Source organism: Streptomyces sp. NBC_01618 (assembly GCF_045209435.1).
Lineage (GTDB): Bacteria > Actinomycetota > Actinomycetes > Streptomycetales > Streptomycetaceae > Streptomyces.
Map to the genome: position 1 here is coordinate 4,957,332 of NZ_CP109297.1, position 12,148 is coordinate 4,969,479.

The window sequence follows — 12,148 nt, forward strand, 5'->3', positions numbered from 1 at the left end:
ACGGATCGCGGTGATGTGCGGACAGTCTGGCCGTACGCAAGCGTGAGCGTGCTGGCCGGGATCGAACTGATGGCCATGAGCCTGGACCTGCTGCCGGCCGGAGCCCTGTGCATCGGGGCGGCGCTGGTTCCGGTGCGCCGGGGGCTGCCCGGCTGACGGAGCCCCTCCGGGGCGTCGTGCGGGTGGTGGGCGGCCGATGAGCAAAATGGGCGAGTTTACCCACCTCGCTGCCGCCTCACACGCTACGACCCAGTCATTTATTCGTCTATGTGGCTGAACTTTTCTTGTTTCATGGTCAGTTGACGAGGGAAGGGCCTTACCCTTCACCAGGTGAACCCGTTGATGTCCCGCGATTCCGATGCCCAGCTGCCCGGGGACGAGGTGCTGTCCGGCACCCTGCCCGAGGCCTTGCGTGCCGAGCTGATCGCCTTCCGGCGTGACTTGCACATGCACCCCGAGCTGGGCAACCAGGAGTTCCGTACCACCGCGGCCATCAAGGCCAGGCTGGAGAAGGCGGGGCTGGCGCCTCGGGTGCTGGACACGGGGACCGGACTCGTCTGTGACGTGGGCGGGAGCGAAGGCGACCCGCGGCCCGTGCTCGCCCTGCGCGCGGACATCGACGCCCTGCCCATCCCGGACACCAAGGCCGGCGTCCCGTACCGCTCCACGGTCCCCGACCGCGCGCATGCCTGCGGGCACGACATCCACACCACCGCGGTCCTCGGCGCCGGTCTCGTGCTCGCCGAGCTCGACCGGCAGGGGCTGCTGCCGCGGCCGGTGCGGCTGATCTTCCAGCCAGCCGAGGAGGTGCTGCCCGGCGGGGCGCCCGACACGATCGCGTCCGGGGCGCTGGAGGGGGTCGGGCGGATCATCGGGGTGCACTGCGACCCGAAGGTGGACGTGGGGCGGATCGGGCTGCGGGCCGGGGCGATCACCTCGGCCTGCGACCGGCTGGAGGTCAGCCTCGACGGCCCCGGCGGGCACACCGCCCGGCCGCATCTGACCACCGACCTCGTCACCGCCGCTGCCAAGGTCGCCACCGAGGTGCCCGCGCTGCTGGCCCGCCGGGTCGACGCACGGGCCGGGCTCGCCGTCACCTGGGGCCGGCTGGAGGCCGGGCACGCCTGCAACGTGATCCCGCAGCACGCCGAGCTCTCCGGCACCGTGCGCTGCCTGGACCTGGCGGCCTGGCGGGAGGCGCCGGACCTGGTGCACGCGGCGATCGACGAGGTGGCCGGGATGTACGGCGCCAAGACGGTGATCAACTACGTTCGCGGCGTCCCGCCCGTCGTGAACGACGCCATCATGATCGATCTGCTCGCGAGGGCGATGACCGCACGCCGCGGTTCGCATGCGATCGAGGACACTGAGCAGAGCCTCGGCGGCGAGGACTTCTCCTGGTACCTGGAACACGTCCCGGGAGCCATGGCCCGGCTCGGGGTCCGTACGCCCGGCGACACTGCCCGGCTCGACCTGCATCGTGGTGATTTCGACGCCGACGAGGAGGCGATCAGTGTTGGGGTGGAGCTCTTCACCGCTTCCGCTCTGCTTGACACGGTGGGCTGAGGGCGGACTGGCCCGGCCCTGGTCGGCAGAGCCAGGTCGACGAGCCTATTCGTGGACCGTCCCGTACCGGCGATCTAATAGTAAATAGACACGCGCACCTGGCCATTGGGCCATGTTCCGGAGGATCTGGTTAGGAACCTCAAATTCTGGCGGCACCTGACGGATTCCCGGCCCTTCCTTCCCTGTCTTCCGCTGCCTGTTCGGTGGTGGAATTAAATTCCCGTTCACGTGCGACATGGATTGTGATGAATTGCACGGCGGGCGTTGACGGTGTGTAAACGAAGTGGCCCGCCGCTCGGGCCGCGGCTATGGGTTCCGTAGATCGCGGCGTCGGGTGCGCAGGCCCGCCCCTCCCGCGGACGCGCGCGGGCTCGACCTGAACCGGGGCGAATCGACGCGGACGAGGGGGTGATCGCCGTTGGGAGTGGGGCTCTTCACCGCTTCCGCCCTGCTCCACGGCAGCCATCCGTAGCCAGAGAGGTCACCCCAGGTTCGCGACGATCCGATAACGGCTTCCGTACGGGGCTTTATCTGACATCTACGCGCGTTACGATCTCGGCGAAACCAGCGCCGGAAGAGGCGCTTCGGTCAGGTTTGAAGGAGCCTTCCCTTGCGCCGGGTATCCAAGATCACCGCTGCGTGTGCTGTCACTGCAGCTCTCGCGCTCACCGCCACCGCATGTGGCGAGTCGTCCACCGAGAGCTCCGGCTCTAACAAGGGCAAGATGAAGATCGGCATGGCCTACGACGTGGGCGGCCGTGGCGACAACTCGTTCAACGACTCCGCCGCGCGTGGTCTGGACAAGGCCAAGGCCGAGTTCGGCGCCGAGACGAAGGAGCTCACCGCCAAGAACGGTGAGGCCCCTGCCGACCGTGCGCAGCGCCTCGAGTCGCTCGCCGAGGGCGGCTACAACCCGGTCATCGGGGTCGGCTTCGCGTACAAGGATGCGATCGACAAGATCGCCCCCAAGTACCCGGAGGTCAGCTTTGGCCTGGTCGACTCGGTCTCCGACGTGAAGAACGTCGACAGCATCGTCTTCGCCGAGGAGCAGGGCTCCTACCTCGCCGGTGTCGCCGCCGCGCTGAAGTCGAAGGACGGCCAGGTCGGTTTCATCGGCGGTGTGGACCTTCCGCTGATCAAGAAGTTCGCCGCCGGCTTCCACCAGGGCGTCCTGGACACCAACCCGAAGGCCAAGGTGCAGATCCAGTACCTGTCCACCGGTTCGGACCTGTCCGGCTTCGGCAGCCCCGACAAGGGCAAGGAAGCTGCCAAGGGCATGCTCGACAAGGGCGCGGACGTCATCTTCTCCGCCGCGGGCGGCTCGGGTGCCGGTTCGATCGAGGCCGTCGCGGGCAAGAAGGGCGCCTGGTCCATCGGCGTCGACTCCGACCAGGCCCTCGACCCGGCGCTGGCGAAGTACAAGGACACGATCATGACCTCCGTCGTCAAGAACGTCGACGGCGGTGTCTACGACCTGGTCAAGTCCGTCAAGGACGGCAAGCCGCTGACCGGCACGCAGGCGTACTCGCTGGCCGAGGGCGGCGTCGGCCTGACCACCACGGGTGACCACCTCAAGGACATCCAGCCCCAGCTCGACGAGGCGAAGAAGAAGATCGTCGACGGCACCATCAAGGTCAAGACCACGACCTGATCCGGCCCGTCGATCGGGGCCCGGGCGAACCGCTTCGGCTGTTCGCGCGGGCCCCGATTCACGTACGGCTTCCCCGCTCTCACCGTAGCCGTACGCACACGGTGCGCCACCTGTTATGAGGTGGCCAACGATTCGGTGGCGCTACGCGCGTAGCGACCGCCGGGCGCGGTACCTTTTTTCGCTCCCACCGCCTCCGTCCCCATCGCCTCCGCCCTCCGCTCCTGTCAAGGAGAGTGCGCCATCAACGCGTCCAGCAGTCCTCATGCCGTGGAGCTCCGCGGCATCACCAAGCGGTTCCCCGGGGTCGTGGCCAACCACGACATCGACATCACCGTGCGCCGCGGCACCGTCCACGCTCTCGTCGGCGAGAACGGCGCCGGCAAGTCCACTCTGATGAAGATCCTGTACGGCATGCAGAAGCCGGACGAGGGCACCATCGCGGTGGACGGCGAGCAGGTCTCGTTCCACAACCCGGGTGACGCCATCGCGCGCGGCATCGGCATGGTGCACCAGCACTTCATGCTCGCCGATTACCTCACCGTCCTGGAGAACGTCGTCCTCGGCTCCGAGAAGCTGTACGGGATCGGCGACCGGGCCCGCGCCAAGATCAAGGAGATCTCCGACGCCTACGGTCTCGGTGTCCGCCCGGACGCCATGGTCGAGGACCTCGGGGTCGCCGACCGGCAGCGCGTGGAGATCCTCAAGGTCCTCTACCGCGGCGCCCGCACCCTGATCCTCGACGAGCCCACCGCCGTCCTCGTACCGCAGGAGGTCGACGCGCTCTTCGACAACCTGCGCGAGCTCAAGGCCGAGGGCCTGACCGTCATCTTCATCTCGCACAAGCTGGGCGAGGTCCTGTCGGTCGCCGACGAGATCACCGTCATCCGGCGCGGTACGACGGTGGGCACCGCCGACCCGAAGCGCACCACGACCAAGCAGCTCGCCGAGCTGATGGTCGGCAGTGAACTCCCGTCGCCGGAGACCCGCGAGTCGACCGTCACCGACATCCCGATGCTGACCGTCGAGGGGCTGCGGCTGACCGCCACCGACCCGGACGGCGTGGTGCGTTCGGTGCTCGACGGCATCGACTTCACCATCCACAAGGGCGAGGTCCTCGGCATCGCGGGCGTCGAGGGCAACGGCCAGTCCGAACTGGTCGACGCCATCATGGGCATGCGCCACCTCGACGCAGGCGTACTCACTCTGGACGGCGCCGACATCTCCCGGACGCCGACCCGCAAGCGCCGCGAGAACGGCATGGGCGTCATCCCCGAGGACCGCCACCGGCACGGACTGCTGCTGGAGGCCCCGCTCTGGGAGAACCGCATCCTCGGCCACGTCACCGAACGCCCCAACAGCAAGGGCGCGTTCCTCGACCTCAAGGCCGCCCGCGCCGACACCGAGCGGATCGTGCGCGAGTACGACGTCCGTACCCCCGGCATCGAGGTCACCGCCGCCTCCCTCTCCGGCGGCAACCAGCAGAAGCTGATCGTCGGCCGCGAGATGAGCCACGAGCCGAAGCTCCTGATTGCCGCGCACCCCACCCGGGGCGTGGACGTCGGCGCCCAGGCGCAGATCTGGGACCAGATCCGCGAGGCACGCCGCGAAGGACTGGCGGTGCTGCTGATCTCCGCCGACCTGGACGAGCTGATCGGGCTCTCCGACACCCTGCGCGTCATGTACCGCGGCCGGCTGGTCGCGGACGCCGACCCGGCGACCATCACCCCCGAAGAGCTCGGCTCGGCGATGACGGGCGCGGCCACCGGCCACCTCGAAGCACCGGACGAGACAGCAGCACCGGACGACTCGGCTGCCGAAAGCGGAAGCGAAAGCACCGACACCGACCCCCGGAACGGGGGAGAGGAACGATGAAGAAGATCGACAAGGAGCGGCTGCTCCTGGGGATCGCGGCCCCCGTACTCGCGATCGTGGTCGCCTTCCTGGTGACCGCACTCGTGCTGGCCGCCACCGGCAAGGAGCCGTTCAGCGCCTTCGGCATCATGTTCGACTACGGGATGAAGTCGGACAGCCAGGTCTACATCCTGAACAAGGCGACGACGTACTACCTCGCGGGTCTCGCGGTGGCCGTCGGCTTCCGGATGAACCTCTTCAACATCGGCGTCGACGGCCAGTACCGCCTCGCCGCCTTCTTCGCCGCCGCGGTCGGCGGTGCGCTGACCCTGCCCGGCGCCCTGCAGATCCCGCTGATCATCCTCACCGCGATGATCGTCGGCGCGATGTGGGCCGGTATCGCCGGTGTCCTCAAGGTCACCCGGGGTGTCAGCGAGGTCGTCTCGACGATCATGCTGAACGCCATCGCGACGGCCATCATCGGTTATCTGCTCCAGGAGGGCCGCCTCGGCCACCTCGACGAGGCCGGCACGAAGATCTCCACCAAGCCGCTCCCGGAGTCCTCGCACTTCTTCGAGTTCCCGACCACCCCGGCACCCGTCTGGGGCTTCATCGTCGTCGCGGTCGTCGCGGGCATCGCCTACTGGTTCGCGCTCTCGCGCACCCGGTTCGGCTTCGACCTGCGCACCGTCGGCCAGTCCGGCTCCGCGGCCGAGGCCAGCGGTGTCGACGTCAAGAAGATGGTCGTCACCTCGATGCTGATCTCCGGTGCCGTGGCCGGTCTGGTCGGTATGCCGACCCTCCTCAACGACAGCTTCGAGTACAGCGGCGACTTCCCGGTCGGCGTCGGCTTCACCGGCATCGCCATCGCCCTGCTCGGCCGCAACCACCCCATCGGCATCGCGCTCGGCGCACTGCTCTGGGGCTTCCTCGAGCGCGGCACCGGCAAGCTCGAATTCGAGGGGTACGACAAGGAGATCGTCGGTGTGATCCAGGGCGTCATCGTCCTGTGCGTCGTCATCGCCTACGAAGTCGTCCGCCGCTACGGACTCAAGCGCCAGCAGAGCAAGGTCGGCGCGGAACTCGCCGCACAGGCCGCCCGTAACTCCGACCAGCAGGAGGTGTCGGCGTGACCGCCACGGCGACTTCCACCCCGCCCCCCGCGGCCCCCAAGGTCTCCGGCGGCAAGGGCGGCCGCACCCGCCTCTCCTTCCCCGTCGTACTGCTGATCATCGCGGGCGTGCTGCTCGCGCTGTCCGCCGTACGCGTGATCACCGGCGCCGAGGACATCACATCGGCGGGACAGATCAGTGCGACGCTCGCGATGGCCGTGCCGATCGGGCTCGCCGGTCTCGGCGGTCTCTGGGCCGAGCGGGCCGGTGTGGTCAACATCGGGCTCGAAGGCATGATGATCCTGGGCACCTTCTTCGGCGCCTGGGCCGGCTGGCAGACCGACCCGTGGCTCGGCGTCCTCGCCGGGGTCGTCGGCGGCATGCTCGGCGGACTGCTGCACGCCGTCGCGACCGTCACCTTCGGCGTCGACCACATCATCTCCGGTATCGCCATCAACATCCTGGCGCTCGGCTTCACCACCTACTTCGCCAAGCTCTGGTTCAACTCGGGCGAGGCGGCGGCCGCGGGCGGCAGCCCGAAGCAGTCCCCGCCGGCCGACGACATCACCTCGGTGACGATCCCGGGGCTCTCGGACTGGCTGCACTCCATCGAGCAGCACCACTGGTTCTTCGTCTCCGACCTGGCCGGTGTCATCGGCGGCCTGGTCACCCATGTGTCGCTGCTGACGATCCTGGCCATCGCCCTCTTCGTCCTCACGTTCCTCGTGCTGTGGAAGACCTCGTTCGGGCTGCGGCTGCGCTCCTGCGGCGAGAACCCGGTCGCCGCCGAGTCGCTCGGCGTGAACGTCTACTACTACAAGTACATCGCGGTGATCGTCTCCGGCGGCATGGCCGGCCTCGGCGGCGCCTTCCTCTCGCTCGTCACCTCCCACATCTACAACGAGGGCCAGACCGGCGGCCGCGGATACATCGGTCTCGCCGCGATGATCTTCGGTAACTGGCGGCCCGGCGGACTCGCCATGGGCGCCGGCCTGTTCGGCTTCGCCGACGCGCTCCAGCTGCGCAACGGCGGTGAGTCCGTCCACGCGCTGCTCCTGCTGCTCGTGGTCGCGCTGGCCGGGCTCGCGGCCTGGAAGCTCTACCGCAAGAGCTTCGTCCAGGGCGTGGTCAGCGGGGTCATCGCCGCCGCGGTGCTGGTCTGGTACCTCGCCACGGACACGGTGCCCACCGAGTTCGTGAGCGCCACCCCGTACATCGTCACGCTGCTCGTCCTCTCGCTCTCCGCACAGCGGCTGCGGATGCCGAAGGCGGACGGCATGCGCTACCGGAAGGGCCAGGGCAAGTGACGGCCGCCCCGGAGGTCGACTGGGAGGCGCTGCGGAGCGCCGCACGGTCCGCCATGACGCGGGCGTACGTCCCCTACTCGCACTACCCGGTCGGCGCGGCGGCCCGCGTCGACGACGGGCGTACGGTGTCCGGCTGCAACGTCGAGAACGCCTCGTACGGCCTCGGGCTGTGCGCCGAGTGCGGCCTGGTCTCCCAGCTCCACGCCACCGGCGGCGGCCGGCTGACCCACTTCACCTGCGTGGACGGGGCCGGCGAGATCCTGGTGCCGTGCGGCAGATGCAGGCAGTTGCTGTACGAGTTCGGCGGGCCGGAGCTGGTCCTTCAGACGCCGGACGGGCTGCGCACGCTCGACGAGATGCTGCCGCAGGCGTTCGGACCGGACCACCTGAAGCCGTAGCATCCGAAGCCGGACCATCCGAAGCAGGCGGCATCCGCCGCAGAACCACCGTGGCCCTCCCGTCCGCCGGGAGGGCCACCCCCCGCTCGACCCTCTATGCGCGTAGAGTCATACGGGACTCTTGCGTACGTCACGTACCGGCCGGAAGGACTTCCAGGACATGGACGCCATCTCCGTCATCCGCACCAAGCGGGACCGAGGCGAGCTGACCCCCGAGCAGATCGACTGGGTCATCGACGCGTACACCCGCGGCGAGGTCGCCGACGAGCAGATGTCCGCGCTGGCCATGGCGATCCTGCTGAACGGCATGAACCGCACCGAGATCGCCCGCTGGACCGCCGCGATGATCGCCTCCGGGGAGCGCATGGACTTCGCGTCGCTCTCCCGGCCCACCACCGACAAGCACTCCACCGGTGGCGTCGGCGACAAGATCACCCTGCCGCTCGCCCCGCTGGTCGCCGCGTGCGGCGCCGCCGTGCCGCAGCTCAGCGGGCGCGGCCTCGGTCACACCGGCGGCACGCTCGACAAGCTGGAGTCCATCCCCGGCTGGCGCGCACACCTCTCGAACGAGGAGATGCGATCCGTTCTGGACACCACCGGCGCGGTGATCTGCGCAGCCGGTGACGGGCTCGCCCCCGCCGACAAGAAGCTGTACGCGCTGCGCGACGTCACCGGCACCGTGGAGGCCATCCCGCTGATCGCCAGCTCGATCATGTCCAAGAAGATCGCCGAGGGCACCGGCGCGCTCGTCCTGGACGTCAAGGTCGGCTCGGGCGCCTTCATGAAGACCATCGACGACGCCCGCGAACTGGCCTCCACCATGGTCGCGCTGGGCACCGACAGCGGGGTGCGGACGGTCGCGCTGCTCACCGACATGGCCACCCCGCTCGGCCTGACCGCGGGCAACGCCCTGGAGGTGCGCGAGTCGGTCGAGGTGCTGGCCGGCGGCGGCCCGAAGGACGTCGTCGACCTCACCCTGGCCCTCGCCCGCGAGATGCTGGACGCGGCCGGGCTGGGGGACGCCGACCCGGAGAAGGCCCTCGCCGACGGCTCCGCGATGGACGTCTGGCGCCGGATGATCTCCGCCCAGGGCGGCGACCCGGACGCCCCGCTCCCGGTCGCCCGCGAGCAGCACGTCGTGACGGCCCCGGCCACCGGCGTACTGACCCGCCTGGACGCGTACGACATCGGCGTCGCCGCCTGGCGCCTCGGGGCGGGCCGGGCCCGCAAGGAGGACCCGGTGCAGGCGGGCGCGGGCGTCGAACTGCACGCCAAGCCGGGTGACACGGTCACGGCGGGACAGCCGTTGCTGACGCTGCACACCGACACCCCGGAGAAGTTCGACTCCGCGCGGGACGCCCTGTCCTCCTCGTACGACATCGCCCCGGCGGGCACGGAGTTCACCGCCACCCCGGTCGTGCGGGAACGTATTGCCTGACCTGGGGTTTCCCCGTACGCGGAACGGGACCGGTGGACTGCGGCCGGTCCCGTTCGGCATGCTGGCTCCGGTGACGGACCGATACGAGGATCCGCGATGAGTTTCGGACCCGGCGCCGGTCTCTTCGGTATGGATCCCCTGCCGTCGGCCGTACTCGTCCTCTCCGGACGCGTCACCCGGGCCGGTACGCCACGCCTCTGCGCGGACCTGGAGACGATACTGGCCACGTCGGACGCCGCCGTGGTGGACTGCGACGTGGGCGGAGTCGTCCACCCGGACCTGGCCGCGGTGGAGACGATCGCCCGTCTGTCGCTGGTCGCGCGCCGGGAGGGCGGCAGACGACTGCGGCTGCGCGGGACACCGGCCGAACTCCAACTGCTGCTCGACCTGGTGGGGTTGGGAGCTGCTGTCGGTTTGCTGAGCTGAAGTGAGTTTTAGTGAGCAGGAGTGGGCCCTGTCAGCGGCTTCATGGGGTGGGAACGGGGGTTCTGGGGCCGAATGGGCAGCGCCGGCCTGGCGGTCGACGGCACGTTCGGCGCGGTCACCACGTCCGCCGTGCGCTCCTACCAGGGAGTCAACCGGCTGGTCGCCGACGGCGAGGCAGGCCCGGTGACCTGGCAGGCACTGGTCGGCTGACGGGGTGTCCGATCCCCGGATCAGTCGCGTAACACCACCGAGTCGCAGATCACCTGGGTGAGACGGGCCTGCCCGTCGGGCCCCGCGGGCGCGCGTTTCGTCGGCAGGCCCGTGGCCGACGGATCCGGCGTCCGGGGCTGCGACCGCTCCGCAGCCCGGGCCACCGCCTCCTCGCAGTCGAACTCCGGCTGCGGCCCAGGCTCCGCGCCGGAGGCCGGCGGTGCGACGGGGCCCGGCCCTGACGTCGCCGCCGGCTCACCGATCCACTGGGTGACCCCCCAGCCGGCAGCCGCCAGCACCACCCACCCCGCCACCAGCCCCCGCACCACGTACGGCCTCACGCGGCATCGGTGTCCAAGTGCTCAAAGAGGCCGAACAGCGGGAACCAGCGCGGGGTGTCCAGGAAGCAGTGCATTCCCGTGATCGCGCCGTCCGAGATGTCGATGACCTGCACCGCCCACGGCACGAACCCGGGCCCGTCCGGATTCGGCTTGTAGTGAGCGAACGCCGGGGTGCCGTTCGCCGACGTGGCGACCAGTCGGGAGCCCTCGCAGGCCGCGCCGATGGACGTCATGAAGCCCGTGATGTCGTCGTGCCCCTGCAGCCAGAGGTCGAACGGCGGCATGGTCATGACGGCGTCCTCATGGAGGAGCGCGGTCAGGGCCTTCATGTCGTAGCCCTCGAATGCCGCCACATAGCGTTCCAGGAGCCCCCGCTGCTCCTCGTCGAGCGGGTCCGCCGCGTCGGCGGTGGCGGCATCGTCCTGGTGGTCGGTCAGCGTGGCCCGGGCCCGCTGGAGGGCGCTGTTGACCGAGGCGACCGAGGTGTCGAGCAGCTCGGCGACCTCGCTCGCCTTCCACGCCAGCACCTCGCGCAGGATCAGTACCGCCCGCTGCTTGGGTGGCAGATGCTGCAACGCGGCGACGAACGCGAGCCGCACCGACTCACGCGCCACCGCGGCCTCCGCCGGGTCCGCGACCGACGGCAGGATCCGCCCGTCCGGCATCGGCTCCAGCCAGGTGTTCTCCGGCAGCGGGTTGAGCGCCGCCTGGGCGAGCGGTGTCGGGCCCGTCAGATCGACCGGACGGGCCCGCTTGTTGCCGGCGTTCAGCATGTCCAGACAGACGTTGGTGGCGATGCGGTACAACCAGGACCGCAGCGAGGAACGCCCCTCGAACTTCTCGAAGTTGCGCCAGGCACGCACCAGCGTGTCCTGGACCGCGTCCTCCGCCTCGAAGGCCGAACCGAGCATCCGGTAGCAGTAGCCGGTCAGCTCGACCCGGTGTCCCTCCAGACGGGTGTCGATATCCGCCGTCGCTGTCAGATCACTCATCGCTCCACCCCTGTTGCGCTGTGACACCGCTCACTCAGCACTTCGGAAGCTACAACAGGCCACTGACAACGGCGGGGCAGGAAGTGGTGAAGCCGCACACGTTCCCGTCACGTTCCGGGCTTGCGCCCGTACACGTATACGTCGTCGCCGTTCTTCAGCAGATTCCAGTACGACTTCGCGTCGGCGGGCCGCATGTTGACGCAGCCGTGCGACCCCGGCGGGTTCCACATCTTCAGGCCCACCGAGTGGAACGCCTGCCCGCCGTCGAAGAACTGGGAGTACGGCATCGACACGTGGTAGATCGACGAGACGTGGTTGATGTGCCGCCAGTAGATCTTCTTCGCCCCGGTCCGGGTTTCGTACCCGTTCCGCCCGGTCCGCACCGGCACGGGACCGAACTTCAGCTTGCTGCCGTCCTGGATCCAGCTCAGCTGCCGGGTCAGGTCCACGCATGCGATGCGTCCCTTGTTCGTGGGGCACTTCTTGTCCTTGTTGGGGTTCTTGCCGGCCGCCTTCTGGGCCGTGAGCGTCTTCATCGTGCGCCAGGTGACCGGACCCGCGTACCCGATGGTGGGGGTGACCCCGTACGTGCTCTGGAACGACCTGATCGCCTTGCAGTCGGCGGCCGACTGCCTGCCGTCGACCGGCCGGTGCAGATAATTCTCGACCTGCTTCTGGTACGGCCCGGTGGACGTCGTGCAGGACGCCGCCTGCGCGGATCCGCCGGTGCCCACGACGAGGGCGGGCGCCGCCATCAGACCGGCGATGGACAGCGCGAGCGCGCGCCGCGACCCGAGCCCCGGTATGTTCCCTGCGATTCTCATGTACGCCAACTCCCCTTCGCGCGCCGTGAGGT

The 12,148-nt window shown here is 69.4% G+C and carries 12 protein-coding genes and 1 pseudogene; 10 read left to right on the plus strand and 3 right to left on the minus strand.

Annotated features, from left to right (window positions below; translation table 11 throughout):
- The first annotated feature begins 15 nt into the window (after positions 1-15).
- From OH735_RS23205 to OH735_RS23250, 10 genes and pseudogenes are all read left to right on the plus strand, one after another.
- Positions 16-156 (plus strand): hypothetical protein, encoded by a 141-nt coding sequence (locus OH735_RS23205; RefSeq protein WP_406383437.1) that lies wholly within the window; start codon positions 16-18, stop codon positions 154-156.
- 186 nt (positions 157-342) lie between these two features.
- A complete protein-coding gene (locus OH735_RS23210) occupies positions 343-1,566 on the plus strand; it encodes an amidohydrolase (RefSeq protein ID WP_406386697.1) in 1,224 nt (407 codons plus the stop codon).
- Positions 1,567-2,176: 610 nt separating this feature from the next.
- Positions 2,177-3,217, plus strand: coding sequence for a BMP family protein (locus OH735_RS23215; protein WP_406383438.1), 1,041 nt, complete (start codon positions 2,177-2,179; stop codon positions 3,215-3,217).
- A 267-nt stretch (positions 3,218-3,484) separates the two neighbouring features.
- Positions 3,485-5,089 (plus strand): ABC transporter ATP-binding protein, encoded by a 1,605-nt coding sequence (locus tag OH735_RS23220; protein WP_406383439.1) that lies wholly within the window; start codon positions 3,485-3,487, stop codon positions 5,087-5,089.
- The gene (locus OH735_RS23225) at positions 5,086-6,201 is read left to right on the plus strand and encodes an ABC transporter permease (RefSeq protein WP_406383440.1); all 1,116 of its coding nucleotides are present in this window, start codon (positions 5,086-5,088) and stop codon (positions 6,199-6,201) included. Before OH735_RS23220 ends, OH735_RS23225 begins: the two co-directional genes overlap by 4 nt.
- The gene (locus tag OH735_RS23230) at positions 6,198-7,487 is read left to right on the plus strand and encodes an ABC transporter permease (protein ID WP_406383441.1); all 1,290 of its coding nucleotides are present in this window, start codon (positions 6,198-6,200) and stop codon (positions 7,485-7,487) included. Before OH735_RS23225 ends, OH735_RS23230 begins: the two co-directional genes overlap by 4 nt.
- Complete coding sequence (locus OH735_RS23235) at positions 7,484-7,885, plus strand: cytidine deaminase (protein ID WP_406383442.1); 402 nt, start codon at positions 7,484-7,486, stop codon at positions 7,883-7,885. The genes OH735_RS23230 and OH735_RS23235 overlap by 4 nt, the downstream gene beginning before the upstream one ends.
- A 160-nt stretch (positions 7,886-8,045) precedes the next feature.
- Complete coding sequence (locus OH735_RS23240) at positions 8,046-9,323, plus strand: thymidine phosphorylase (protein ID WP_406383443.1); 1,278 nt, start codon at positions 8,046-8,048, stop codon at positions 9,321-9,323.
- A gap of 96 nt (positions 9,324-9,419) precedes the next feature.
- Positions 9,420-9,749: an STAS domain-containing protein gene (locus tag OH735_RS23245; protein WP_406383444.1), complete on the plus strand. Its 330-nt coding sequence runs from the start codon at positions 9,420-9,422 to the stop codon at positions 9,747-9,749.
- A gap of 78 nt (positions 9,750-9,827) precedes the next feature.
- Positions 9,828-9,959 (plus strand): annotated as a pseudogene (locus tag OH735_RS23250) (peptidoglycan-binding protein); the annotation flags it as partial.
- A gap of 20 nt (positions 9,960-9,979) precedes the next feature.
- On the opposite strand, the gene OH735_RS23255 reads toward OH735_RS23250, so the two are convergent.
- The 3 genes from OH735_RS23255 to OH735_RS23265 form a co-directional block, all read right to left on the minus strand.
- On the minus strand, positions 9,980-10,300 hold the full coding sequence (locus OH735_RS23255; RefSeq protein WP_406383445.1) for a hypothetical protein: 321 nt from the start codon (positions 10,298-10,300) through the stop codon (positions 9,980-9,982).
- Positions 10,297-11,292: a sigma-70 family RNA polymerase sigma factor gene (locus tag OH735_RS23260; protein WP_406383446.1), complete on the minus strand. Its 996-nt coding sequence runs from the start codon at positions 11,290-11,292 to the stop codon at positions 10,297-10,299. The genes OH735_RS23255 and OH735_RS23260 overlap by 4 nt, the downstream gene beginning before the upstream one ends.
- A 107-nt stretch (positions 11,293-11,399) precedes the next feature.
- On the minus strand, positions 11,400-12,116 hold the full coding sequence (locus tag OH735_RS23265; RefSeq protein WP_406383448.1) for a L,D-transpeptidase family protein: 717 nt from the start codon (positions 12,114-12,116) through the stop codon (positions 11,400-11,402).
- Between the last annotated feature and the right edge of the window lie 32 nt (positions 12,117-12,148).